At 48.3% G+C, this 26055-nt stretch carries 24 protein-coding genes and 1 other annotated feature; of the genes, 19 read left to right on the forward strand and 5 right to left on the reverse strand.

Going from position 1 to position 26055, the window contains the following annotated elements:
* Window positions 1-80: 80 nt before the first annotated feature.
* Window positions 81-2408 carry an endopeptidase La gene (gene lon / locus M3212_RS02975; protein ID WP_251192455.1) on the forward strand — a complete coding sequence of 776 codons (2328 nt, stop codon included), beginning with the start codon at window positions 81-83 and terminating at the stop codon, window positions 2406-2408.
* On the forward strand, window positions 2405-2992 hold the full coding sequence (yihA, locus tag M3212_RS02980) for a ribosome biogenesis GTP-binding protein YihA/YsxC (RefSeq protein ID WP_251192456.1): 588 nt from the start codon (window positions 2405-2407) through the stop codon (window positions 2990-2992). Before lon ends, yihA begins: the two co-directional genes overlap by 4 nt.
* A gap of 104 nt (window positions 2993-3096) precedes the next feature.
* Here the strand turns inward: yihA and M3212_RS02985 are convergent, their stop codons facing one another.
* Window positions 3097-3570: a LiaI-LiaF-like domain-containing protein gene (locus tag M3212_RS02985; protein WP_251192457.1), complete on the reverse strand. Its 474-nt coding sequence runs from the start codon at window positions 3568-3570 to the stop codon at window positions 3097-3099.
* Between the two features lie 313 nt (window positions 3571-3883).
* Here M3212_RS02985 and hemA point away from each other — a divergent pair, with 313 nt between their 5' ends.
* The 6 genes from hemA (at window position 3884) to hemL (ending at window position 10245) form a co-directional block, all read left to right on the forward strand.
* Complete coding sequence (gene hemA, locus M3212_RS02990) at window positions 3884-5269, forward strand: glutamyl-tRNA reductase (RefSeq protein WP_251192458.1); 1386 nt, start codon at window positions 3884-3886, stop codon at window positions 5267-5269.
* Window positions 5270-5286: 17 nt separating this feature from the next.
* Window positions 5287-6102 (forward strand): cytochrome C assembly family protein, encoded by an 816-nt coding sequence (locus M3212_RS02995; RefSeq protein ID WP_251192459.1) that lies wholly within the window; start codon window positions 5287-5289, stop codon window positions 6100-6102.
* A 141-nt stretch (window positions 6103-6243) separates the two neighbouring features.
* Complete coding sequence (hemC, locus tag M3212_RS03000; protein WP_251192460.1) at window positions 6244-7179, forward strand: hydroxymethylbilane synthase; 936 nt, start codon at window positions 6244-6246, stop codon at window positions 7177-7179.
* Window positions 7176-7970 (forward strand): uroporphyrinogen-III synthase, encoded by a 795-nt coding sequence (locus M3212_RS03005; protein ID WP_251192461.1) that lies wholly within the window; start codon window positions 7176-7178, stop codon window positions 7968-7970. Before hemC ends, M3212_RS03005 begins: the two co-directional genes overlap by 4 nt.
* The gene (hemB, locus tag M3212_RS03010; protein WP_251192462.1) at window positions 7963-8943 is read left to right on the forward strand and encodes a porphobilinogen synthase; all 981 of its coding nucleotides are present in this window, start codon (window positions 7963-7965) and stop codon (window positions 8941-8943) included. The genes M3212_RS03005 and hemB overlap by 8 nt, the downstream gene beginning before the upstream one ends.
* 15 nt (window positions 8944-8958) lie before the next feature.
* The gene (gene hemL / locus M3212_RS03015; RefSeq protein WP_251192463.1) at window positions 8959-10245 is read left to right on the forward strand and encodes a glutamate-1-semialdehyde 2,1-aminomutase; all 1287 of its coding nucleotides are present in this window, start codon (window positions 8959-8961) and stop codon (window positions 10243-10245) included.
* A gap of 112 nt (window positions 10246-10357) precedes the next feature.
* Here hemL and M3212_RS03020 read toward each other — a convergent pair whose 3' ends face one another.
* Genes M3212_RS03020 through M3212_RS03030 form a run of 3 tightly spaced genes read right to left on the reverse strand, consistent with a single transcriptional unit; the run spans window position 10358 to window position 11767 of the window.
* Window positions 10358-10993 (reverse strand): hypothetical protein, encoded by a 636-nt coding sequence (locus tag M3212_RS03020; protein WP_251192464.1) that lies wholly within the window; start codon window positions 10991-10993, stop codon window positions 10358-10360.
* Complete coding sequence (locus tag M3212_RS03025) at window positions 10986-11441, reverse strand: permease prefix domain 1-containing protein (protein WP_251192465.1); 456 nt, start codon at window positions 11439-11441, stop codon at window positions 10986-10988. Before M3212_RS03025 ends, M3212_RS03020 begins: the two co-directional genes overlap by 8 nt.
* Window positions 11438-11767, reverse strand: coding sequence for a PadR family transcriptional regulator (locus M3212_RS03030; protein ID WP_251192466.1), 330 nt, complete (start codon window positions 11765-11767; stop codon window positions 11438-11440). The genes M3212_RS03025 and M3212_RS03030 overlap by 4 nt, the downstream gene beginning before the upstream one ends.
* Before the next feature lie 227 nt (window positions 11768-11994).
* On the opposite strand from M3212_RS03030, the gene spoVID reads away from it, so the two are divergent.
* From spoVID to ysxE, 3 genes are read left to right on the forward strand one after another with little or no spacing between them, the layout of a single operon-like run.
* Complete coding sequence (gene spoVID / locus M3212_RS03035; RefSeq protein WP_251192467.1) at window positions 11995-13239, forward strand: stage VI sporulation protein D; 1245 nt, start codon at window positions 11995-11997, stop codon at window positions 13237-13239.
* A gap of 14 nt (window positions 13240-13253) precedes the next feature.
* On the forward strand, window positions 13254-14159 hold the full coding sequence (locus M3212_RS03040; protein ID WP_251192468.1) for a hypothetical protein: 906 nt from the start codon (window positions 13254-13256) through the stop codon (window positions 14157-14159).
* Entirely contained in the window at window positions 14156-15169 is a 1014-nt protein-coding gene (gene ysxE, locus M3212_RS03045; protein WP_251192469.1) for a spore coat protein YsxE, read from the forward strand. The genes M3212_RS03040 and ysxE overlap by 4 nt, the downstream gene beginning before the upstream one ends.
* Window positions 15170-15267: 98 nt before the next feature.
* Here ysxE and M3212_RS03050 read toward each other — a convergent pair whose 3' ends face one another.
* Window positions 15268-15468: a hypothetical protein gene (locus tag M3212_RS03050; RefSeq protein ID WP_251192470.1), complete on the reverse strand. Its 201-nt coding sequence runs from the start codon at window positions 15466-15468 to the stop codon at window positions 15268-15270.
* 132 nt (window positions 15469-15600) lie between these two features.
* On the opposite strand from M3212_RS03050, the gene M3212_RS03055 reads away from it, so the two are divergent.
* The 8 genes from M3212_RS03055 to radC all read left to right on the forward strand — a co-directional run bounded on the left by M3212_RS03055 (window position 15601) and on the right by radC (window position 25887).
* On the forward strand, window positions 15601-16701 hold the full coding sequence (locus M3212_RS03055; protein ID WP_251192471.1) for a molybdopterin-dependent oxidoreductase: 1101 nt from the start codon (window positions 15601-15603) through the stop codon (window positions 16699-16701).
* Complete coding sequence (locus tag M3212_RS03060) at window positions 16688-17404, forward strand: hypothetical protein (protein ID WP_251192472.1); 717 nt, start codon at window positions 16688-16690, stop codon at window positions 17402-17404. The genes M3212_RS03055 and M3212_RS03060 overlap by 14 nt, the downstream gene beginning before the upstream one ends.
* A gap of 159 nt (window positions 17405-17563) precedes the next feature.
* Window positions 17564-17802: a binding site (T-box leader), on the forward strand.
* A 60-nt stretch (window positions 17803-17862) separates the two neighbouring features.
* On the forward strand, window positions 17863-20505 hold the full coding sequence (locus M3212_RS03065; protein WP_251192473.1) for a valine--tRNA ligase: 2643 nt from the start codon (window positions 17863-17865) through the stop codon (window positions 20503-20505).
* A gap of 144 nt (window positions 20506-20649) precedes the next feature.
* Window positions 20650-21972: a bifunctional folylpolyglutamate synthase/dihydrofolate synthase gene (locus M3212_RS03070; protein WP_251192474.1), complete on the forward strand. Its 1323-nt coding sequence runs from the start codon at window positions 20650-20652 to the stop codon at window positions 21970-21972.
* Between the two features lie 281 nt (window positions 21973-22253).
* Window positions 22254-23021 carry a prepilin peptidase gene (locus M3212_RS03075; protein ID WP_251192475.1) on the forward strand — a complete coding sequence of 256 codons (768 nt, stop codon included), beginning with the start codon at window positions 22254-22256 and terminating at the stop codon, window positions 23019-23021.
* A gap of 152 nt (window positions 23022-23173) precedes the next feature.
* On the forward strand, window positions 23174-24190 hold the full coding sequence (locus tag M3212_RS03080) for a hypothetical protein (RefSeq protein ID WP_251192476.1): 1017 nt from the start codon (window positions 23174-23176) through the stop codon (window positions 24188-24190).
* A 277-nt stretch (window positions 24191-24467) separates the two neighbouring features.
* Window positions 24468-25046: a Maf family protein gene (locus tag M3212_RS03085; protein WP_251192477.1), complete on the forward strand. Its 579-nt coding sequence runs from the start codon at window positions 24468-24470 to the stop codon at window positions 25044-25046.
* 148 nt (window positions 25047-25194) lie between these two features.
* Window positions 25195-25887 carry a RadC family protein gene (radC, locus tag M3212_RS03090; RefSeq protein WP_251192478.1) on the forward strand — a complete coding sequence of 231 codons (693 nt, stop codon included), beginning with the start codon at window positions 25195-25197 and terminating at the stop codon, window positions 25885-25887.
* The last annotated feature ends 168 nt before the right edge of the window (window positions 25888-26055 follow it).

The following is a 26055-nucleotide window of genomic DNA, read 5'->3' on the forward strand; positions in this document are numbered from 1 at the left end:
TTTCAAGGAACAGTGGGAAGAAAGTACGCTGTTCCTTGTGAATGCTAGATTGGAAATAGGATGTATGGAGGTGTATGCGGATGGTCGATACAGCGACAAAACGACAAATTCCGCTTCTACCGTTACGCGGATTACTTGTCTTTCCGGCAATGGTGCTGCATTTAGATGTCGGTCGAGCAAAGTCCGTTCAAGCGTTAGAGCAGGTCATGGAACATGATCATCAGATTTTACTTGCTACTCAAAAGGAAATTTCTATAGATGATCCTACGAAAGAGGATATTTATAAAGTAGGAACTATAGCGAAAGTAAAGAGCTTGTTGAAGCTTCCGAATGGAACGGTCCGAATCCATGTTGAAGGGTTAAAGCGGGCCCGAATTGAACAATTTATAGATGAAGAGGAGTATCTTCAGGTAGAAGCCCTCCTGCTTGAGGACGAGGATAGTCAGATGACTCCGCAGCTGGAAGCAACGATGCGCAATCTTCTTAAGATGTTTGAACAATATACGAAAGTTTCCAAAAAAATATCAGCCGATACATTGACAATCGTCAAAGATATGACTGATCCAAGCCAGTTCGCCGACGTGATCGGCGCGAATCTTCCGTTGAAACTGGCTCAGAAACAGGAGCTGCTTGATACGACGTCTGTTGAAAAGCGGATGATGACGTTGATCGATATTCTGAACAATGAGCAGGAAGTGCTCGGATTAGAAAAGAAAATTGGCCAGCGCGTCAAGAAGTCGATGGAAAAAACGCAAAAGGAATATTATTTGCGCGAACAGATGAAGGCGATCCAGAAAGAGCTTGGTGATAAAGAAGGACGCACTGGAGAAGTGGCAAGCCTGCGCGAGCGCATCGAAAAAGCCGAAATGCCGCCGTCTGTCGAAGAAAAAGCGTTAAAAGAGCTTGACCGTTACGAGAAGATGCCGCCGAATTCTGCGGAAAGCTCCGTTCTGAGAAATTATTTGGACTGGCTTGTTCAATTGCCGTGGACGACGGAAACGGAAGATCAGCTTGATGTCATTCGCGCTGAAGAAATTTTGAACGAGGATCATTACGGGCTGGAAAAGGTCAAGGAGCGCGTGCTGGAATATTTGGCTGTTCAGCAATTAACACGGGAACTAAAAGGGCCGATCCTCTGCCTGGCGGGACCGCCTGGAGTCGGGAAAACATCGCTGGCCCGCTCGATTGCCCGTTCACTGAACCGTCATTTTGTCCGAATTTCTTTAGGCGGCGTTCGCGATGAAGCCGAAATTAGAGGTCATCGCCGCACGTATGTCGGAGCGATGCCCGGCCGAATTATACAAGGGATGAAAAAAGCAGGTTCGATTAATCCTGTATTTCTGCTTGATGAGATCGATAAAATGGCCAATGATTTTCGCGGTGATCCATCTGCCGCCCTGCTGGAGGTACTCGACCCGGAACAGAACAACAGCTTTAGCGATCATTATATTGAAGAACCTTATGATTTATCGAAGGTGATGTTTGTCACAACGGCCAATAATATTAACACGATTCCGGGACCGCTGCTCGACCGGATGGAGATTATTCCAATTGCCGGCTACACGGAAGTGGAAAAGATTCAAATTGCGAAGAATTATTTATTGCCGAAGCAGAAAAAGGATCATGGTCTCTCAAAAGGGATGCTGCAAGTAAAGGATACAGCATTGCAGAAAATCGTACGTTACTATACGCGCGAAGCAGGAGTGCGCAGCTTAGAAAGACAATTGGCTTCGGCCTGTCGAAAGGCCGCCAAGATCATTGTTTCGGGTGAAAAGAAGCGGGTTGTTCTGACGGAAAGAGCCGTGGAACAGATGCTTGGCAAGCCGCGCTTCCGCTATGGTCTTGCTGAAGTGGAGGACCAGGTCGGGGCTGCGACCGGACTGGCCTATACGACTGCCGGTGGCGATACGCTGTCAATTGAGGTTTCGATATCTCCCGGAAAAGGAAAGCTGACGCTCACCGGAAAGCTTGGCGATGTGATGAAGGAGTCGGCTCAGGCGGCGTTCAGCTATATTCGTTCCCGGTCTGAAGAGCTAGAAATTGACCCAAGTTTTAATGAAAACAGCGATATTCATATTCACGTTCCAGAAGGAGCGACGCCAAAGGACGGGCCGTCAGCCGGGATTACAATGGCAACGGCGCTGATCTCCGCGTTAACAGGCCGCCCTGTTAAAAAAGAAGTTGGCATGACGGGAGAAATGACACTGCGTGGTCGCGTTTTGCCAATCGGCGGTTTGAAAGAGAAGTCGATGAGTGCTCACCGCGCCGGTCTGAAAACGATCATCATTCCAAAGGATAATGAAAAAGATTTAGAAGAGGTACCGGAAAGTGTACGGGCGGACTTGGAATACATCCTCGTCTCACATTTGGATGAGGTACTCTCTCATGCGTTAGGAGAAAAGCAATGAAAGTAACGAAGGCGGAATTAGCAAAAGTCGCAGTCAAGCCGGAGCAATATCCTGATACGCATCTTCCCGAGATCGCGTTATCGGGCCGCTCCAATGTCGGGAAATCGTCTTTTATTAATAAGATGATCAATCGAAAGGGACTTGCCCGTACGTCCCAGAGGCCGGGAAAAACGCAGACGCTGAACTTTTATGAGGTGAATGAGCAGCTTTATTTTGTCGATGTACCTGGATACGGTTTCGCCAAAGTGCCGAAAACCGAGCGTGAGGCTTGGGGAAGAATGATCGAAACCTATTTACAAAATCGTCCGCAACTCAAAGCGGTCGTTCAAATTGTTGATTTGCGTCACCCGCCATCAGCGGATGATAAAATGATGTACAACTGGCTGAAACATTTTGATATGCCGGTCATCATTGTCGCGACAAAGGCTGATAAAATTCCAAAAGGAAAATGGCAAAAGCATCTTAACGTCATCTCTAAGGATTTACAAAAGGAAGAAAACGATCCAATTATGCTGTTCTCGGCAGAAACAGCCCAGGGAAAAGAAGAACTGTGGAAAAAGATTCTCTATTACGCGTCCCGATAATAGATTAAAAGAATACGGCGTGAAGCCTTATTAGCACTTCTGTAAACGAAAAACCAGCCATTTCCAGTTCATGCGGATGGCTGGTTTTCTGTTTAGGTTACTCTTTACTTTTTTATGAGAAGAATGATACCGAGCGCGATGAGGATAAACGGCCAAATGCCGCCAAGAAACGCGAACGTATGGAGAAGCCAAGCGAACGGGTTGAAGGAGGTAAAGCTGATAATGGCAATCATCAGCAGGATGATCGCGGGAATCAGCCCGTCACGCTTCGTCTTTTGATAGGAAAGAAAAAAGGCAAGGCTGATAATGAACGGATACATTCCCCAGTGATCCGGCCAAGAAGGAAGTAGCTGCAAGCCGTGAAAGTGAAGGCCAAGTCCGGTGAGAAGGCTGCCGGGAAAGACCATTGAGCTTTCCCGTCCCCAGTAGCCCTGGGCCAGAAAAGCGAGTCCGATCACAACGAGGATCGAAGGCCAGGTCAACAGCTGAGTGGCAAACGGAATAGACAGCTGCTGCAGCAAAAAATAACATCCAATACCAATTAGTAAAAAGCTTGGGAAAATCCGCCCCTGTTTCATAAAAATCCGTCCTTTCATGAAAGCATAAGACATACTTATTGCATTACACGGTTATGATAGTTATAGTAGAGATTGTGTAATAATGCTGGATGAAGCTTGCAATATGATCATGATAGCATAGCCTTCATGATCTGTTCACAATTTTTTTGGAAGTGCTACATTAGACATGTTATAATGTAGACAGTTAAAAAGCGAATCGGATTCGCCCTTAAGGAAAAAGGGTAGAAAAGATAAGATAGAGGACGGGTAAAGGATAAGAAAGACACCTCTGGCGTTTTTCTTAGGCATTTTTATTATGGGGGTGAACGTCAGGATGCACATACTGGTTGTAGGGTTTAACTATAAAACGGCTCCTGTCGAAATGAGAGAAAAGTTTGCGTTTCAGGAAGCGGAGCTCCCTCAAGCGCTGGCGAAGCTGCGTCATATGAAGAGCATTCTTGAATGCACCATTATATCGACCTGTAATCGGACCGAGGTGTATGTTGTCGCGGATCAGCTGCACACCGGTCGTCATTACACCAAAACCTTTCTTGCTGAATGGTTTGAAATGGAAAAGGAAGAATTTCTGCCGTATGTAACGATCCGCGAAGATCAGCAGGCGATTGAACATTTATTCCGCGTTACGTGTGGTTTGGATTCGATGATTCTCGGTGAAACCCAAATCCTTGGTCAGGTGCGTGAAAGCTTTCTAATGGCCCAGGAGGAGCAGGCAACGGGTACAATTTTTAACCAGATGTTCAAGCAGGCGATCACGCTTGCGAAGCGGGCTCATTCCAATACGGAAATCGGTCAGCATGCAGTTTCTGTCAGCTATGCGGCTGTTGAGCTTGGCAAGAACATTTTCAACAATTTTGCCGGCAAGCATGTCGTGATCCTCGGCGCAGGGAAGATGAGTGAGCTGACAGCGAAGCACCTCCACGCCAATGGTGCGACGAAAATCACAGTCATTAACCGGACGGAAGCGAGGGCAGCTGAACTGGCCATGAAGTTCCTCGGACAAGCGCGTCCTTTTGAAGAGCTTCAATTGACGCTGGCAGAAGCCGATGTCTTGATCAGTTCGACCGGGGCAAGAGATTTTGTCGTCACAAAGGATATGATGGGCAAAGCGATGAAAAAGCGGAAAGGCCGTCCGCTTTTCATGGTTGATATTGCGGTGCCGCGCGATCTTGATCCGGCATTGGCCGATTTTGATGACGTTTATCTTTATGACATTGATGACCTGCAAAACATCGTCGAAGCGAATCTTGCTGAACGGAAACGGGAAGCGGAGAAAATCGAGCTGATGGTGGAAGAGGAAATCGTCGAATTTACACAGTGGGTAAATACGTTAGGAGTTGTTCCGATCATTACCGCTCTCCGGACGAAAGCGTTGGCGGTACAGGCTGAAACAATGGAAAGCATTGAGCGTAAACTGCCTGATTTAACGGAGCGGGAAAAGAAAATCCTGAGAAAACATACAAAGAGCATTGTGAACCAGCTTTTGCGTGATCCAGTTACGAAAGTAAAAGAACTTGCTGCGCAGCCGGATGCTGATGAAGCGCTCGATTTATTTACGCAAATCTTCGGACTTGAAGAGGAATTGACGGCTCAACAGGAAAATGCTCGAATTGAAGAAGTAGAGAAAAAGTGGGAGGCGCACAAGCAAGAATACGTAACGGCATCGAGACCACAACATAAAGCTGCTGTTGTCCGCTCTTAAGAGAGAAGGGACTCAACATGAACTGGATTTATCCTGTTACGATTGTCTTATATAGCTTCAGCGTACTTGGCTATTTTATCGATTTTTTACAACACAACCGGAAAGTCAATCGATTGGCTTTCTGGTTGCTTTCTATTGTCTGGGTATTACAGACCTCTTTTTTTATCATCAGAGCCTTGGAGTTAAATCGTGTCCCGCTTTTGACTCCATTTGAAGGGCTGTTTTTTTACGCCTGGCTTGTCGTGACCCTTTCGCTGGTGATCAACTGGTTTTTCCGCGTTGATTTCCTTGTGTTTTTTGCCAATGTGATCGGATTTAGCATGATGGCCTTCAGCCTGTTTACCCCTGACGGTGACATTCCGCAGTCGATGAAGGTGCTGCTCGCTTCAGAGCTGCTCGTCATCCATATTTCGATCATCCTGTTATCCTATGCGGCCTTTACTCTTTCATTTGCATGCCAAATTATGTATGTGCTCCAGCATCAAATGCTGAAGCGGAAGGCATGGGGCCAGCGGCTATTTCGTTTCGGCGGTTTAACGACGCTTGATACGCTTTCTTACCGCGCGATTATCATCGGCTGGCCGCTTTTGTTTATCGGACTGATTCTCGGCTTCGTTTGGGCGTCGACACAACAGACGTATGTTCCTCTTCTCGATTCGAAGGTGATCAGCTCCGTACTTGTCCTCGGGATTTATGGCGTTTATCTTTACTTGCGCGTCGTCAAATTTATGCGGGGGTATAATATGGCGTTGCTGGGGGTCGCCGGCTTTCTCGTCCTGTTGATTAATTACTTCCTCTCGGGGCAGTATTCAAATTTTCATTTATGGTATTAAGCGGGCTGATTCGCGGATAGTGTCGGCTCCGTACATCGCTTCTACGAAAAGATGTATTGCAATTTTCTTATTTCCTGTTGAATTGAGATAGATCAGGTTAGAATAGAGAGAACAGAAGATTGAAAGGAATGAAGAACGCGTATGCGAAAAATTGTTATTGGGTCAAGACGAAGCAATCTTGCTCTTACCCAAACAGATTGGGTCATCGCTCAATTAAACAAACTTGAGCTGCCCTATGAATTTGAAGTGAAAGAAATTGTCACAAAAGGCGATAAGATATTGGACGTGACGCTGTCGAAGGTGGGCGGCAAAGGACTGTTTGTTAAGGAAATTGAACAGGCTTTAGCCAATAAAGAGATTGATCTTGCCGTACACAGTATGAAGGACGTGCCGTCTGTTTTGCAGGATCAATTTACCTTAGGGGCGATTACAGAGCGCGAGGACCCGCGTGATGTACTGATTTCCAATGACCATGTTCTGCTGAACGATTTACAGCCTGGGGCAGTTATCGGGACAAGCAGTCTTCGGCGTTCAGCTCAACTTCTTGCCGCGCGTCCTGATTTGGAAGTGAAGTGGATCCGCGGAAATGTGGAAACGAGGCTGCGCAAGCTTCGTGAGGAAGGGTTTGATGCGATTATTTTAGCAGCTGCCGGGTTGAAAAGACTGCGGTTTTCCGAGGAGCTGATTACGCAGTATTTAGAACCTGAGCTATGTGTTCCGGCTGTCGGACAGGGCGCGCTCGGACTCGAATGCCGCGCGGATGATGAGGACCTGATCGAGCTTCTCGCCCATATTAATGACGATACGACGGCCAGAACGGTGACTGCCGAGCGGACGTTCCTCCATCGGATGGAGGGGGGCTGCCAGGTTCCGATCGCTGGTTACGCTGTCATTGAAGCAGATCAAAGTTTGTCACTGACAGCCCTTGTCGGTTCTCCGGAAGGCGATGTCCTTTTAAAGGAAACGGTCAATGGAAACGATCCGCAGGCCATCGGTGAGGAAGCGGCAAAACGCTTACTGGAACAAGGAGCGAAGGAGATTCTTGATAAAGTGAAAAAAGAGCTGGATCAGCAATGACGGAGCTTCCCCTCGCTGGAAAAAGAATTCTCGTTACCCGGGCGAAGGAACAAGCTGAGGCTCTTTCCTCCCTTATTAGAAGGTATGGAGGAACAGCGGTTGAAGTGCCGTTGATCGCCTTTCAGGCTCCAGTTGACGATGCACGAAGCGAAGCGATGCTCAACGCACTGGACAGCTATGAATGGCTCGTTTTTACGAGTGCCAACGGCGTCCGTTTTTTTATCGAGCGGCTGCGCGAGCTTCCGTTGACGGGTCAATCCTTGCCAGTCCGAATTGCGGCCGTCGGCACGAAAACCGAAGAGGCACTTATCCGCTACGGGCTGCGGGCTGATCTGATTCCGGAAAGCTTTGTCGCCGAAGGGTTGCTCGAGGCGTTGAGTACGAAGGTAAAAAAAGGAAATCGCCTTCTGCTCGTACGCGGCAATCTTGGGAGAAGCCTGTTGCCAAAGGAGCTGACGGAGCTTGGTGTTCAGGTGGAGGAGCTGATCGTTTATGAGACGGTGTGCCCGCCGGAAGCGAAGGCGGAGCTGCGTGCTGCACTCAAGCGTACGCCTGTCGATTATGCGACGTTCACGAGCTCTTCGACAGTCTCTCATTATGCGAAGCTGCTGAAAGAGCTGGAAGCTGAAGGGGTGAATCCGACGGCGAAAATAGTCTGTATCGGTCCAATTTCGGCCAGGACGGCGCGGCAATGCCGGTTATCTGTTGATCTCATGCCTGCCCAATATACGATAGAAGCCATGGTGGAACAACTTGTGTTACATACGAAGGGAGAGAAGGAATATGACTGATTTACAATTTAGACGTCATCGCCGTTTACGGAAAACGAACTCGATTCGAAAGATGGTTCAGGAGACGAAGATTCATGCGAGTGACTTAATCTATCCGCTTTTTGTCACGGAAGGAACGAATGAAAAGAATGAAGTCGCTTCCATGCCGGGTGTGTTTCAGCTGTCGCTTGATCTTGTCGATGCTGAAATCGACGAAGTCGTATCGCTTGGAATCCCGGCAGTGATGCTGTTCGGTGTGCCAAATCATAAGGATGATGTTGGAACCTCCGCTTATCATGATCACGGAATCGTGCAAAAAGCGATTCGCCAAATTAAACAACACTATCCGGACTTGACCATTATTGCTGACACATGTCTTTGCCAATATACCGATCACGGGCACTGCGGCGTCATCGAAGACGGTCATGTGTTGAATGATCCTTCCTTAAATCTATTGGCGAAAACAGCTGTTTCCCAAGCCGAAGCTGGTGCTGATATTATCGCCCCTTCGAATATGATGGATGGATTCGTGACCGCGATCCGTCAAGGACTTGATGAAGCCGGTTTTGAAGATATTCCGATCATGTCCTATGCGGTGAAATATTCGTCAGCCTTTTATGGACCATTCCGCGATGCGGCTCACAGCTCGCCGAAGTTCGGTGACCGCAAAACATATCAAATGGACCCGGCCAATCGGCTGGAGGCATTACGCGAGGCGGAGTCTGATATGGAAGAAGGCGCTGATATGCTAATTGTCAAGCCGGCCCTTTCATATTTGGATATTATTCGGGAAGTAAAGGATTTTTCCGGTATGCCGATTGTAGCCTATAACGTCAGCGGGGAATATTCGATGGTGAAGGCAGCCAGTCAAAACGGGTGGATTGACGAGAAAGCAATCGTATTAGAGAAAATGATCAGTATGAAGCGCGCAGGTGCTGATCTTATTTTGACTTATCATGCGAAAGATGTTGCACGCTGGATTTCCAATTCATAAAGGAGGCTGATGCAAGTGCGCTCATTTGAAAAATCAAAGCAGGCATTCGAACAGGCGAAGCCGTTAATGCCAGGTGGAGTGAACAGTCCGGTACGAGCTTTTAAATCAGTGAACATGGAGCCTGTGTTTATGGAGAGAGGAACCGGCTCCAAAATCTATGATATTGACGGAAATGAGTATATTGACTATGTCCTTTCCTGGGGACCGCTCATTTTAGGTCATGCGGATGAACGAGTCGTTGCCGCTTTAAAAGAAACAGCAGAAAAAGGAACAAGCTTCGGCGCGCCGAGCGAGCTGGAAACAAAGCTCGCTGAACTCGTGATCGAACGGGTTCCGTCAATCGAAGTGGTGCGGATGGTCAATTCCGGGACGGAAGCGACGATGAGTGCGTTGCGCCTGGCTAGAGGGTTTACCGGCCGGAACAAAATTTTAAAATTTATCGGCTGTTACCATGGTCATGGCGACTCGCTGCTGATCAAAGCCGGTTCGGGTGTCGCGACGCTCGGGCTGCCGGACAGTCCGGGTGTGCCGGCTTCAGTCGCAGAAAATACGCTCACTGTGCCGTATAACGATTTAGAGAGTGTCCGCTTTGCTTTCGAGAAATTCGGCTCGGATATTGCCGGCGTGATCGTTGAGCCAGTGGCCGGCAACATGGGTGTCGTACCGCCACATCCTGGTTTCCTTGAGGAGCTGCGCGCCATTACAGAGGAGCACGGCAGCTTACTTATTTTTGATGAAGTGATGACCGGCTTCCGTGTCGGCTATCATTGCGCGCAGGGCACATTCGCCGTAACGCCTGATTTGACGTGCTTAGGGAAAGTGATCGGCGGCGGTCTGCCGGTTGGGGCCTATGGTGGCAGACGTGACATTATGGAGCAGATTGCCCCGAGTGGCCCGATTTATCAGGCAGGTACGCTGTCAGGCAATCCGCTGGCGATGTGCGCCGGCTATGAGACGCTCGCTCAGCTGACGGAGGCGGATTACACGCGCTTTGATGAATTAGCGAAGCGTCTGGAGCAAGGCTTAGCTGCGGCGGCGGAAACGTACGGGATTCCACATCATATTAATCGGGCCGGTTCGATGGTCGGCTTTTTCTTCACAAACGAAGCGGTGACAAACTTCGAAAAAGCACAGACATCTAATCTAGAGATGTTTACCCGCTATTTCCAGGGAATGCTTGAGCAGGGCATTTCACTTCCACCGTCACAATTTGAAGGAATGTTCCTGTCAACAAAGCATACAGAAGCGGACATTGATCAAACGATCGCCGCTGCGGAACACGTATTTTCAAAGCTGAAATAAAAGCAGGGGCATATCACTATGATATCTTTAAACGCCGAGGGGGGAGCGGATCGCGCTCCTTCTTCGGCGTTTTGGATTAGCGGTTTTCGTCCTGCGGTATCAACACGATTCACTACAACTTAATGACTTTATAAGAGTAAAAATACATGCTTAGCGGCCACCAGAGCATAGCGAAAATGGGATAGATCGCCCATATCGTCTCGGGTGTGGTTACAGCGTTTAGCAGGATGAAGAATAGCGCCGTCAGGATGGTTGCTAAAACCGAGAAGAGAAAAAAGCGGTTTTGCTGTGAACAATAAAGGGCAAGTGGCCACCAAAGAATCACAAATGCTGGAAAGATTGCCCATGGAAAATGTGGTGAAATCACTACATTTAAGAGGGTGTAATACCCAATTGTAAGAAGACTGATCAGACAAGCAAAGGACAGCTTCTTTAGATGCCGCTCAAAATGCGCAGAAAGAATCCATAGAACGAACACGTAGCTGACGTACAGAAACCAAGGATGATGGGGGGAAGTCGTCATATTCTCCACAAATAAGTAAATCATGATCGTTAAACTGGCTGTCCAAGTATAAATGGGATAGTACCCTTTTTGTCTAGAATGAAAGAAGAAGGGCAAGAGCAGGACGACGACAGTGGGAAAGAGGAACCACCATTCTCCGGGGGTTGTTGCAAGATTGACACTAAATAGAAAGAGAACCGTCATGAAACTTCCTGCCAGTAAAAACGGGAACGTATAGTTACTCATCATCAAACACCTGACTTTTTTTTCGTAATAGCTGATAGAACATCGATAGCGGCCACCACAGAATGCCGAACGTAGGATAAACAAACCAGATGACATGCGGTGTATAATAAAAGTTAATAAAGAGAAAAAGCCCAATTAATAAAGCGCTGCCGCAGAGTGAATAACCAAGATTTAATTTTGCCATTTGAATCGAACGATACAAAGTGTCGCCTTCATCAACGTGGTCGATGACATGACGCTCAGACCCGAGCTCCTGTCGTATCTCCTCAATATCGCCAAACTCGACGATCGCTTTATTAATAGCATCTTCCTCACTTTTTCCTTGGGCGATTAAGTCAAAGACTTTTTCTTCAAGGTTTTCTATAATCTCCTGTTTGACTTTTTCTTTCTCTGGACTGTCCGGAATACGATGGAACAAATGATCGACATGCTCACGAATTGACTTCACTCTAATCCCTCCATAAAGATATTAATTACTTCCTTTGTTTGCCGCCATTCTTTTACCGTTTCTTTTAAGTAGGCTGTTCCAAGCGAGGTAATCCGGTAATACTTTCGCTTGCGTCCATGTGTCTCAGAGCCGGTATAGGATTGAATCAGCTCTTTTTTTTCCAGGCGCTGAAACACCGCGTACAGAGTCGCCTCCTTGATTTGAAACTTTTGATTGGTTCGCAAACTTATTTCTTTTGAAATTTCGTAGCCATAACGATCCTTTTCCCAAATGAGCCGCAAAATGATGGAATCAAGATGGCCTCGGATGATATCACTTCTAATCACTTCGCTCCTCCTTAATTATTCTATCTCACAGAGTAATTATAGGTGTCTTTACTCTATCTGTCAAAGTAATATTTACTTTCTTTTGCATGAATTATTGCCAACTATAGAAAGGGTAATTTCAGAATTCAAGAATATCGTGATAGAACTTGTCATAGAGTGTTATTGTACTGACTAGAATACGGCAGAGACGAACGTTATTTCGTGAGAAGGAGAAGGAGGAATGAATGATGACACAGGAGCATTCATCTAAGCTTTCATTTTCGATTGAGGAATCAGTTTGGTTAAATAAAGGGCAGGAAATTGAAGAAATTCTCGGAATGTCACTTGAGCCGGAAATCGTGATTGAGGAGCGAGCTGATCACGTTTATATTCGCGGTGGATTGCGGTTAATCGGTGAATATGAACCGGCGGTCAAGGATGAAGAAATTAATGTGGAACGTTCTTTAGAGCGGCAGGTTTCTTTTCGTTCTGCGGGTGAGGTCGTGACGAATGACAATGGCAAAGCTTCGATTAAGCATTTTTTTCCGATTGATGTGACAATTCCGGTCAGCCGAATTCATGATTTGGATGATGTCTACGTCCAGGTAGAATCCTTCGATTATGACCTGCCTGAAAAGAGCTGCATTCAGCTAACGGCTGACATTAGCATCAGCGGAATGACGAACTTGCAGGATACACGGCCTCCGGTAGAAGAGCCAAAGCCGAAAGTAGCCGAAAAAGCGGTCCCGACAGCTTTCGCTTTTGAAGCGAAAAGACAGCCGGTGACGCCGGGTTCAACCGCACCAGAGCAAAGAAAGGAACAACCACAGGTACAGCCTCTTGCGCAAAAGATCGGTCCGTCCAAGCCGGCAGTCCAGAAAAACACACTCGTAACACCAAGCGTGCCCCAGTCACCGCAGCCTGTGCCGAGTGCGAAAGCGCCGGTGAAGCCGGAAGTCGAAGAGCAGCAGGAAGAGGCGGTCGCCCAATTAAGCAGCAGCGAGGAGCCGGAGCAGCTGGAAACCAAAGAGCCGGCTGTGCTTAAGGCGGCACAAGCAAGCGAAGAAGAGGTGAGTCCAAGCGAGCCGCAGCAAACAGAGCCGGTCGTTGCCGGGACAGAAGAGGAAAGCAAGGAAGAGGAGCCTGCTCTGGTCCGTCATGAACCGGAAACGAAAATTACGCTCGCAGCGCAAAAGACGGTCGAGGAAGAGCCGGTGAGCGAGGAGGAGCCGCCTGTTGACGAAGAAGAGGCAGAAAGCGAACCGCCGTCACCACGCGAGGAAAACGCGCTCTACTTAACGAAAATGATGGCGAAGAAGGAAGAACGGTTCATTAAGCTAAAAATGTGCATTATTCAGGAGAACGAGTCACTTGAAACGATTGCTGACCGTTATGAGGTCTCAACCAATCAGCTCGTCCGCATCAACCGGCTGCAAAACGAGCAGGTCGAGGAAGGTCAAATACTTTATATTCCGGTTTCCTCAGAATCGTAAAAAGGAGTACCTACATGGAATTGCTGGATTGGCTTAAAGAGCGATTTGCCTGGCAGGATGTCCGGTTGGTCAATGAAGCGTTGGTAGAGACAGAGCAGGGGCGGAAAAGACTGCGGTTCTGGTCTGATAAAGAACTACTCGACTGGCATATTGAATGGCGTGATCATTGTCGTGTCACGCCATTCATTTTAGCAGATCGGATGATTCGGGCAACGAATAAGGAGCCCGCCATAGAGTGGAAGGATGGCTGGTTGACGGTGCATGATGAAGTGACCGGTTCCGTCCCCAGCAGGGAAGTAGCTGAAAAAATTGGCTTAATGCTTGGAACCATGATCGCTTATGGACTTGAAACAGAAACCAAAGTGGAACCGGTCGAAAATCGGGAGCCGTTGTTTACGGAGCTGCGGGAGTCGCTTCAGTTTCTTCCGCGGGAACAGCACGTCTTTGTTTCGTCATTAGTGAGGGAAGCTACGGTTCGGATGAAAAAGGCGACGGCGCTTGAAAGCAAGCTGGCTGAGGAGCGCCTTCCGTTACTTGACCCAATCTGCTTCAGCAAGCAGGTGAGGCAGGTATATCAGGTGATGATCTGGCAGGGAACGATGGAGCGGCCGGAGAGAGGGTACGCTGCCGTTCGGTCATTTTTCGAGAACTGGCTCGAGCATTACGGAAAGGACGCCTGCCTCGAGCTGTGGGACGGTATGCAGTCCTCTGTTTCAGATGAGCAGGCGATGTTATTGCTGGCGGAGCTGTTGAAGCCTTATGAGCTTGATGCTCTCGTTGCGCTGCTTGAGACCAACCCGACGGACGCGGCGATTTCGCGTGACATCAATCAGCTCGTTGTAAGGTGGGAGCGCAGTAAGGAGTTGGTTGCTCTGCTCAGCTCCGCCATTGACAGCAGAAGGAGGGTGGTGACGTCATGAGGTATGAACCATCGCCATACGCATCTGTTCTTTTTTATTATGATCTATATCCACAGCAGGTTGAGGATCTCGGTAAAATAAAACGGATTTCAACGAACCGCGGTGAATTTGCTTTAAAGGAAACGACAATGTCGGCCCATCAGGCGGATGAGTTTATTCATGCGTTGCGCAAGCTGTCAAAGCTGGGCTATAAGCAGGCGGTGCCGATTTTGCCGACAAAGTATGGGGAGTATACCGTAATGACAGGCTCTCATACGTATTATTTAATGCCGTGGTTTGAAGCGATTGAATATACGGCCAGAGAATCGAGGGAAGAAAAGCTTGCCGATCAGCTCGGAGTCATTCACCGGCTGACGGTTAAAACGGAGCCCTTTCAAAAGGAACAGGTCGAGCAATCCGTGCAGCAGCTTGTGCAAAGGTGGGAAATGAGGCGGCTGGAATTGCAGCGCTTTGCCGATCAGGCCGAGAACAAAACGTATCTGTCTCCCTTTGAGCTTACTTTTTTAACCCATGCCTATATGCTCGATAAAATGGCAGAGGCGGCCACGGATCATTTGCAAAAATGGTATCAGATTTGCCTCGAAAAGGAAAAATACCGTACTGTGCTCTGTCATGGACGGCTACAACGTTCTCACGCCCTTTTTTCTCCTGACAATGAGGCCCTGCTGCTCAATTTTGAACGGGCGAGCATTGATACTCCGGCACGCGATTTGGCCAGCTTTTGCCGCTACAGCTTTCCGAACGCGTACTGGTCGGAGGAAGAAGTGCAGCGCTGGTTTATCCGATATGAGCGTCATCTTCCGCTTCTTGATGAAGAGAAGCACTTAACATGCGCCTATTTAAATTTTCCCGAACCGGCGGCCTTTGCGGTGGAAGCCTATGTGTCAAATCGCGGCAGCATGAGTGAATTTGAGCATGTCAGACGGCTAGAGAAGCGATTAACCGCGATGCGCAAAGTTCAGCGGCTGACACAGAAACTGATTGTGATTGAACAGGAAGCTTCCCAATAAGGAAGTGAAAGAGAGCAGGGAGATGGAGTTCTTTCCTGCTCGCTGTATGAGAGAATGAAAGAGGAGTTGTCTTAAAGCATAGCTTTGGACAACTCCTCTTAAAATAAATCGAGGCGCAGTGAACAATAAAAGACAATCATTAAAGTCAATAGAATCACATCAAATGTCGTTGGCAAAAAAAACGTTCGAATAAGCTGGAAACAAATAAGCGGTACGAAGATCTGCAAGCATATCGCCCTGATTTTCCACCATAAACGAGGGCGGGGTGGTGGCGGGAAATGACGAAACCGTCGTCCCATAAAGATGGCCTCCCTCCTAAAACCGTTTGTCTCTATTAGATTATGCGGCAATCGCATATTCGTTCCCAGCTCCTCAGAAATCGTGTATACTAAAAAAAATTGAAGCGCTTTTCTGAAAATGAGGTGGCAGAGATGAAATGGCTAAACAGAGTCCATTTGATTCATGGAATTTTGCTTGTTCTTCTTCTTGTAACCGGACTTTGTCTTTATATGACAACGACCCGAACGTGGTTTAACCAGCTCGGCGTGCCGCTCGTATCCGTCCATATCGTTATCGCCGTGCTGTATATCGCGGTTGTCTGCTATTCGATTATCCGCGTGGGGCGTTATCTTCTGAAAAAGCCGCGCGCCAGCAGGTTTAATTTCTGGCTACACGCGATTTTCTTTTTCCTGTGGGCGACCTCGGGAGCGGTCATGTACTGGCAGGCTTCTTTTCCCGTCACGCTGCGTAACGGGGCGGTCGTGATCCATGATTGGACGACCTTTCTGTATCTTCCGTGGCTGCTCGTCCATTCCGTAGGTCATCTGTTTTCTTGGAAAGTTCCGTGGCCTGACTGGTGGACAAAGCATGTCGCCCTTCCACCGGCAATTGCCGAGAATAAGTTCGAACGCCGTGATTTTTTAAAGCTGAGCGGATTGACCGTGCTGTTTTTGATGATCGGAAGCTGGCTGAAATGGCTGACGCCGGTTTTATCTGCCGTAGACAGCGAAAACAAGCGCCGCGGCTACTTCCGGATTTATAATGTTACCAATGATTACCCGCGTTATGAGCCGGGGGAGTGGTCGTTAACGATTGATGGACTGACGAATAAAAGTGAGACGATCACCTATTATGATTTGCCACGTTTTCCGGCGACGACAATTGTTGATGATTTCCACTGTGTGACCGGCTGGAGCGTGCGCCATGTTGAAATGAAAGGGATTAAAGTGAAGGACTTGATGACACAGCTGGGGATCGAAGCGCAAAGCGATTATGTGACGGCTTATTCTGGCGATGAAATGTATTTTGACTCTTTTTTAACAACGCAGCTGCTTGATGAGGAGGCGCTTTTAGTATACGAGCTTGACGGGGAACCGCTGAAGCATGCGATGGGTTTTCCTTGCCGTCTTTATCATCCTGAGATGTACGGCTACAAATCAGTCAAATGGATCAACCGTCTCGAATTTACGGAGAAGCGCGAAATAGGCTATTGGCAGCAAAGCGGAGGCTATGACTTAAATGGCTATTTATAGACCAGTTAAAAAAATTCTCATTCCGATTATGGCGCTGCTTGTCGGTTCAGGTGCTGCCTATTTCCTGATGCCGACGAAGATGGACGCGATATGGCGTGATTGGAATGCTCAATCAGAAGAGTGGGAGCAGGCTGTTTATCAAGTCGCTTCCTCCTATGAAAAGGACGGCGCAGCAGCAACGGAAGAACGGGGCATCTGGTCAAAAGAGAGGAGCTTTTTCGAGGTGACTGCCGCCGTTTCAAATGATTCCTTTTTCACCTTTGATGCTCATTTTGAAGGGGATCGCCTCTTTGTTCAGAGCGGGGATAAGTGGGTTCAAGGGACGACCTCTGACCGCTTCGTCGCTGAATTTTCCCCGCTCGACCATCCTTTTCAGTGGATGAGGGATATGCTGCTCGAAGCCGAGGAAGTACGGAGGGAAAGTGAGGATGGCCGCACTGTTTATCAGGCGGTATTTACTGAATTTGACGAGTCCGATTTTCGTGGCTATTCGTTAGAGCGCCAGGAGGAGACAACGCTCACTCTAACAGTGGCCGATGATCAGCTGCTGATGGAATTTGCAGCAAAGCCGATCAGGCCGGATTATTTAGGTCCATTCAGCGGTTATCCGCAGCAAATCGGTTTTGAGCTTAGCTTGGAAAAAGTAGACGAGCAGCCTCCACCGGTGCCGGCCGAAGCATATGACAGCGAACAGCTCGAATAAAAAGTAATTTTTTCGTCGATGCTTGGAAGAAGAGCGATTGCATTTTTTAGCAGGTGCAGGTGACCGGCTGTCATGTATTCGATAGACTTTTGTCCAGGTCTCTTCAGCCACTTATTGACGGATGGCAGGCATTCAAGCTAAAATATAATCACAATTATAACGCTGGCGTTGAATAGGAAGAGTAGGTTCGGATGCTTTTCAGAGAGAGAAATCATTTGCTGGGAGATTTCTTAAGATTTACGAATCGAAGGTCGCCTAGGAGCTGCTTGGTGAAAGACATTTTCTTGAAAATGCTCGGAGTAAGCAAGCCGGATACTGACCGTTATCAGGATAAGTGTGCAGAGTATTCATTCTGCAAACAAAGGTGGTACCGCGAGTCAACTCTCTTCGTCCTTTGGATGGAGGGGGTTTTTGTATTGGGCGGCCACAATGCTAATACAGGGAGGCTACATGTAAAAATGAGTAACCAGGACATGACAATGCCAACGAAGTACAATCCACAGGAAACAGAAGCAAAATGGTATTCCTATTGGCTGGAAGGGAAGTTTTTTGAAGCGACAGGCGATGAAGCGAAGAAACCATATTCCATCGTCATCCCGCCACCAAATGTGACAGGAAAGCTTCATCTCGGCCACGCTTGGGATACGACATTGCAGGATATTCTCGCCCGAGTGAAGCGGATGCAGGGGTATGATACATTATGGCTGCCTGGAATGGACCATGCCGGGATTGCAACGCAGGCGAAAGTAGAAGGCAAGCTCAAGGAAGAAGGACTCAGCCGCTATGATCTTGGCCGTGAGCGCTTTATCGAAAAATCGTGGGAGTGGAAGGAAGAATATGCGTCCTTCATTCGCAACCAATGGTCGAAGCTCGGACTTTCCCTTGATTATTCCCGCGAACGTTTCACATTGGATGAAGGGCTATCCAAGGCGGTGCGCGAAGTTTTCGTCTCCCTTTATCAAAAAGGGCTGATTTACCGCGGCGAATATATTATCAACTGGGATCCGCAGACGAAGACAGCTCTTTCCGATATTGAAGTGATTTATAAAGATGTTCAGGGTGCATTCTATCACATGAAATATCCGTTGACTGACGGCAGCGGGGAAATCGAGATCGCCACGACGCGGCCTGAAACGATGCTCGGTGATACGGCGGTAGCCGTCCATCCCGAGGATGAGCGTTATAAGCATTTGATCGGCAAAACGGTGACGCTGCCGATTACAGGGCGGGAGATTCCGATTGTCGCTGATGATTATGTGGATATGGAATTTGGTTCAGGAGCGGTAAAAATCACACCGGCCCACGATCCGAATGACTTTGAAATCGGCAACCGTCATCAGCTAGAACGGATTCTGGTGATGAATGAAGACGGGACGATGAATGAGAAGGCCGGGAAGTACAAAGGAATGGACCGTTTTGAGTGCCGCAAGCAAATCGTCAAGGATTTGCAGGAGGATGGTGTCCTGTTCAAAATTGAGGATCATCTCCATTCCGTTGGTCATTCTGAGCGGAGTGGGGCAGTCGTTGAACCGTATTTATCGACGCAATGGTTCGTGCGGATGGAGCCGCTCGCCAAGGCGGCGGTTGAGCTGCAGGCGTCTGACGACAAGGTTAATTTTGTGCCGGAACGGTTTGAAAAGACATACTTGCATTGGATGGAAAATATCCGCGACTGGTGTATTTCGCGCCAATTATGGTGGGGGCACCGGATTCCGGCCTGGTACCATAAGGAGACTGGCGAAGTATATGTCGGACATGAGGCACCGGCTGATCTGGAGAACTGGAAGCAGGATGAAGATGTGCTGGATACATGGTTCAGCTCTGCTCTCTGGCCGTTTTCAACAATGGGCTGGCCTGAAGAGAAGGCGCCGGACTTTGATCGGTTTTACTCGACGAATGTACTCGTAACCGGCTACGATATTATCTTCTTCTGGGTCTCAAGAATGATTTTCCAAGGCTTGGAGTTTACCGGGAAGCGTCCATTTGACGATGTGTTGATTCACGGTCTTGTCCGCGATTCCGAAGGGCGGAAAATGAGTAAATCATTAGGCAACGGTGTCGATCCGATGGATGTGATCGACAAATACGGGGCCGATTCCTTACGCTTCTTCCTATCAACCGGAAGTTCCCCGGGAAATGATTTGCGCTTTTATTGGGAAAAAGTCGAATCAACTTGGAATTTCGGGAATAAAATTTGGAATGCCTCGCGCTTTGCCTTAATGAATATGGAAGGCTTGACGTATGACGAGATCGATTTGAGCGGTGAGAAGTCGATTGCCGATAAATGGATTTTGACCCGTTTGCAGCAAACCATTGAAGACGTCACCCGCTTAATTGACAGCTATGAGTTTGGAGAAGTGGGACGTCTGCTCTACAATTTCATTTGGGATGATCTGTGCGACTGGTACATCGAGATGGCTAAGCTGCCGTTGTATGGGGAAGATGAAGCGGCCAAGAAAACGACGCGTTCCGTTTTGGCCTACGTTCTTGATCAGACGATGCGACTTTTGCACCCGATGATGCCATTTATTACCGAGGAAATATGGCAGCACTTGCCGCATCAGGGCGAATCGATCACAGTGGCGCCATGGCCGGTGAAAGAGGATTCATTTGTTTTTGAAGATGCGCAGGCTGATATGGAGCTGCTGACCTCAATTATTCGTTCCGTCAGAAATACCCGCGCGGAGCTGAATGTACCGATGAGCAAGCAGATTGAACTGCTCATTCATGCCAAGGACGAACAAGTTCTTGCCCGCCTTGAGCGCGGTCGCAGCTATTTGGAGAAATTCTGTAACCCGAATGCTCTCGTGATTGGCACAGATGTGACTGCACCGGAGAAATCGATGTCACAGGTGCTTAGCGGCGTTGAGCTGTTTCTACCACTTGCCGGATTGCTTGACCTTGATGCTGAAATCGACCGGTTGAAAAAAGAATTGGCAAAGCTCGACAAGGAAGTAGAACGTGTTGACAAAAAGCTTGCCAATCAAGGGTTTATTGCGAAGGCCCCTGCTCATGTCATTGAAGAAGAGAAAGCGAAGCAGGCTGATTATCAGGCGAAGCGCGATACGGTTAAGATGCGGATTGCGGAATTAGAAGGATAATGGACGAAGCAGCGAAACATGTCCGGGCACTTGTTTACGAGCTAGCACGGCTAGCGGTGTCCGGTATGAACCCGCTGCTTTTTTCGCTTAGCAGCACACCGGCTTTCATTTTGGAATGAAAAGTCGTCATCAGGAGGGATAGATTTGCAAACGGCAGATGAAGTGATTGAGTGGATTCACAGCCTGCTTCCGTTCGGTATTAAGCCGGGACTGAAGCGGATGGAGTGGCTGCTTCAGCGGCTTGACCACCCGGAACGGGAGTTGGCGGTTGTCCATATTGGCGGTACGAATGGAAAAGGTTCAACCGTCAGTTTTATGCGTCATGTATTAGAAAGGGCGCACTACAACGTAGGGACGTTTACCTCTCCTTATCTCGAATGCTTTGAAGAACGGGTATCTGTGAATGGACAGCCGATCGCGGGCAGCCAGCTCGTCGCCTGCGCGAACAAGCTTCGGCCCCTTGTGGATGAGCTGGCCGAAACGGATCTCGGCAGCCCGACTGAATTTGAAGTGATTACCGCTCTGGCGTTTGACTATTTTGCCCGGATCGCAAAACCGGATATTGTTCTGCTTGAGGTTGGCCTGGGCGGCAGGCTGGATTCTACCAACGTTGTGACGCCACTGCTCTCCATCATCACCTCAATTGGCTATGACCATATGCATATTCTTGGTGAATCATTAGCGGAAATTACATATGAAAAGGCGGGAATCATTAAACAACACTGTCCCGTTATTTCCGGAGTAAGCCAGCCGGAGGCACAGGCAATTATCAAAAGAACGGCGGATGAACGGCAAAGTGAATATGAGCAGCTCGGTTTGACATTTACGGAAGAGCTGCTGTCCGTCAAAGAAGAGGAGCAGTGTTTTCTTTTTCAACGGAAAAACAGCACGAGTATGGAAGTGAAGATCCAGATGGCCGGTGCTCATCAGCGGAGCAATGCCGCTGTGGCCATCGCCGCTTTGCAGAAATTAAGCGATCAGTTTGATTACTCAATCAGCGAACAGGCGTTGAAGGAGGGGCTGGCACAGGCGAAATGGAATGGCCGCTTTGAACGGCTCTCGGACAATCCGCTTGTGATTGTAGACGGTGCTCATAATAAAGAAGGATTTGAATCGCTTGCCGAGACGCTGAAGCAGCATTACCCGCAAAAACGCTATAAGGTGCTGCTCGCTGCGACGAAGGAAAAGGATATGAAAAGCCTGCTCAGCCCATTTGCCGGACTGGATGCAGCGTTTACCTTTACGAGTTTTGACTTCTTTCGGGCGGCGGCAGCGAAATCATTATATGAGCAGGCCGAGGTAACGCCAAAGCGCTATAATGAAAAGTGGCGGCAGGCTGTCGCTGACGAGCTGAGGCTGCTGGCAGCGGATGAACTGCTGCTAATTTGCGGTTCACTTTACTTCATATCGGCAGTCAGAGCAGCCTGGAAGGAGACGGGCTTTCCGGCTGAAGAAGAACGTTGTTAATTTGAAGAAGCCAGATGTACGATAAAATCGGCTTCGAGTGAGAGTGAATTCTTAAGCCCGTTGTGACACGAATGCACGACGGGCTTTAAGACTGAGAAAAAGGAAAAACACCTTTATAATTTGACTTTTCCTACTATTCATTTTATTGTGATAACAAGTAGATTCCCTTCATAGCCTCTTTTTCATGTACGGCAATCGTCACCTCTTATCTTCTCCGCTCCCATCAATTTCTTTCTATCATCCAATCACTTTACAAGAAAAAAACAAGAAGGAGGAAGAACATGATCGAGGTAGAGCGCCTGGTGATGCTCTATTTGTTTTTTGCAGGCTGTGTGCTTGGCTCTTTTTATAATGTTGTCGGTTTACGGGTTCCGGTAGGAGAATCAATAATTAGCCCGCGTTCGCATTGCCCGGTCTGTAAGCATCGTCTTGAAGCCTGGGAACTGGTTCCTCTCTTCTCCTATTTATTTTTGCGGGGGCGCTGCCGGGAGTGTCAGACAAAGATTTCCCTGCTATATCCCGCTGTAGAGCTCGGCACTGGGCTGCTATTTGCCGTTTCCTTTTACGTTCACCGCTGGACGGAGGAAACACTTCTTTCATTTGTCCTCGTATCCTTACTGGCGATTATTTTTGTCAGTGATATACGCTATATGCTGATTCCAGATCGCGTGCTGCTGTTTTTCGCGGCGTTGATTTTGCTGATTCGCCTTTGTTTTCTTCCATCAGAGCCGTGGTGGGATGCCTTTCTTGGCGCAGCTGCCGGCTTCGCTTTGCTTTATGCGATCGCAACCGTCAGCTGCGGAGGAATGGGTGGTGGTGATGTGAAGCTATTTGGCGTCCTTGGCCTGATCCTCGGCTGGCAAAACACCTTACTCGCTTTCTTCCTTTCCTGTTTGTATGGGGCATTACTAGGAGGTGCCGCTCTAGTAATAGGGAAGGTAGAACGGCGGAAGCCGGTTCCCTTTGCCCCATTTATCGTCTTGGGAACAATAACGGCTTATTTTTTCGGGGTGTCTTTAGTAGAATGGTATGTGAGAAGAATCGTCTGAACGAAGCGCCGGGCGAATGATTCATCATGAAAAGGACAGGGTGAAAATCATCAGATTGAGCCGGATTAAAATCTTGACAAACTTCTAGTTCTATTAGCTAGTGATTTTTAATAGAATAAAGTAAAGACTAACGAGTGAGAGAGGTGCTAGATATGGAGCGGGAGAAGCATTCGATTTCAGTTCGTTTAAATGGGAAAGAGCAGAAGGTGAAAGAAGTCGCTTACGAAAAGCAGGATGATGACAGCAGCTTAATTCCCCGGCCTAATAATGTGCTTGATTTTAAGAAGAGACAGGCTGAACGTAAACGGAACGAGCAACCATACTGGGATGACGGAAATCGTGAGAGAAGCCCGGGCCTTCCATTTAAACGAAAGAAAAAAGCTCTTTACAACAGCGCCAAGCCACATTTGTCGATGACGCTGTTGGCGGCGATTTGCTCGGCCCTCGTTATTGGAATCGGCATGGGACTGGTCGTGCTGACGCTCTTTACCGGAGATCCGGCTGAAGGAACTGAGGCAAGCAGCACAAGCGCTGACGCTATTCCGGCATTTTCCGGGACGGAATCCGGACTGCCGGTCCTGACAGTCGAGGTCGTACAGGGCGGTGCGTTCGAGGCGGCGGAAAAAGGAATGGAGAGTGTGGAGATTCTTCAGGAGAGAGGACTAGCGGCCTTGTTGACTGAGCATACCGACCCATTTTATATGTTCATCGGCCTTGGCGGGGATCGGGCAGAGGCGGGACGAATCAGTACTCTTTATCAGGAATATGGACAAGATACGTATGTGAAGTCATACCGCATTGAGGGACAGGCGGTTACCGGACAGGCGGAAGAGGTAGCAAGCTGGTTTGGTCGTGCGATGGAACAGTATAAAGAGCTATTGCGCCTTTCTGTCGATGGCTTGACCGGTGGAACATTGACGACAGCTGAAAAAGTAACCGGACTTGAACAAACTCTCGATGCATTGCTCGCGGAACGGGATCAAGTATTTTCCCAACTTTCTGAAGAAGCTCATCCTTCCGCGCTCGCGCTTGGTGACGCTTTGGTGAAAGGAAAGGATCAGTTGAAACTTTATGCTGAGACGGAGGATACTGCTGCGCTATGGGGAACCCAGCAGGCGTTGTTGGAAGCATTGCTGGCATATGAGCAGCTAATTGCGGCGCTGTCCTAGACGACGGATCCGTTTTCTGAAATGTCCAAAAAGGTGAATAGTGACGTTAGGGGCTGGGCAAAAGGTAAAAAAACAACCTTTTGTCCCAGCCTCGTCGTTTTGCCTGTCCGCCGAAAGGTTTTTTTGGCGGTGGACAATGGGATAAGTCTCCGCTTTCTTTCTGGCGGATTCTGTTTATTTCTGCGCCAAAGTCTATTGAGCCGGCTGTGAAGATTTGGTATTCTTAAAGAAAGCCTGTACAATAAAAAGAAACATAATTGTAGAGGTGAATCCCTTCATGCACTCGTTAATCTTAGCCTCTGGCTCCCCAAGACGAAAAGAATTACTCCAACAGGTCCATCTTTCTTTCAGCGTTGTCCCAAGCACGATTACTGAGCATATTGATCAGGCTCTGTCGCCCGAGGAAGCCGTCAGTCGGCTTGCTTTTCAGAAGGCGGAGGATGTCTGGAAGCAGCACCGGAATGCAGTGGTTCTTGGGTCTGACACTGTCGTTGCGTTTCAGGATACGATTCTCGGAAAGCCGAAAAATGAACATGAGGCTTGTGAAATGCTTGCACTGTTGTCAGGCCAGACACATGCTGTCTATACCGGAGTGACCCTATATTCCCAGACGGACACGATTACTTTTTTTGAAAAAACCGAGGTCGAGTTTTATCCGCTTAGTGAAGAAGAAATCGCGATGTATGTCCGGAGCGGAGAGTCGCTCGATAAAGCCGGAGCGTATGGAATCCAGGGCTTTGGCGCCTTTTTGGTGAAGCAGATTAAAGGCGATTATTACACCGTGGTCGGACTGCCGCTCGCGCGAACGATCAGAGAATTAAAGAAATTGGGCATTGTTCCTTCCGCTCACATATAATGGAATAGTGCTGGCAGGAGGCAGCGGAAGATGTGAGTACGCTGTCACTTGCACTGTTGTTTTAACCACCGCTTTTTGATTGTACCATTTTGTATTTCTGCACATGAAAATCCCCATATTCGTACAGATTAGAAAGGAGCGTCTGTCATTGCCCCAACAATCACTCCTCATCCGTGATGTCCCTGTCCGCGAACGTCCACGTGAACGACTTTTGACAGAAGGAGCGCGAGCTTTATCCAATCAGGAAATTCTCGCGATCCTGCTTCGGACTGGAACGAAGCAGGAATCGGTTCTGCATTTGGCTCAGCGTCTTCTTACGGCCTTTGACGGCATTTCGATGTTAAAGGAGGCCGCAATTGAAGAGCTCTGTCTCGTGAAAGGAATCGGCCAGGCGAAGGCCGTGGAATTAGTGGCAGCTGTCGAGCTGGGCCGGCGGCTTCACAGCCTTCAGCCGGATGAACGCTACATGATTCGCTCGCCGGAGGATGTCGCCAACTTTGTTATGGAAGATATGCGCTTCCTTGTTCAGGAACATTTTGATTGTTTGTATTTAAATACGAAGAATCAAGTTCTGCACCGCAAGACGGTTTTTATAGGCAGCTTAAACGCCAGCATTGTCCATCCCCGTGAGGTTTTTAAAGAAGCGTTGCGCCGTTCAGCTGCGTCGATCGTCTGCCTCCATAATCATCCATCCGGAGATCCGACGCCCAGCCGTGAGGATATCGATGTCACAAAACGGCTACATGAAGCAGGAAAAGTATTAGGAATTGAAGTGCTGGATCATGTTATTATTGGAGATAGAAGGTTTATCAGCCTGAAGGAGCAAGGGCATCTGAACTAATCGGCCAATGGTCCTCGGGCGAAGTGCGGATGGCTCGGTTCCTGGCAAAAGTGGTACGCTTACGAAGGCGGGAAACGGGAGTCGGGACGGGAAGGTTAGGGAACTAAAAAGTTAGGCTATGTTTTTCTAACATTCTTCGATATAATAAAGGTTATGATTTCGGTTAAG

Origin of the sequence: Halalkalibacter oceani, from assembly GCF_023715705.1 — a bacterium.
Classification (GTDB): Bacteria; Bacillota; Bacilli; order Bacillales; family Bacillaceae_D; genus Halalkalibacter; species Halalkalibacter oceani_A.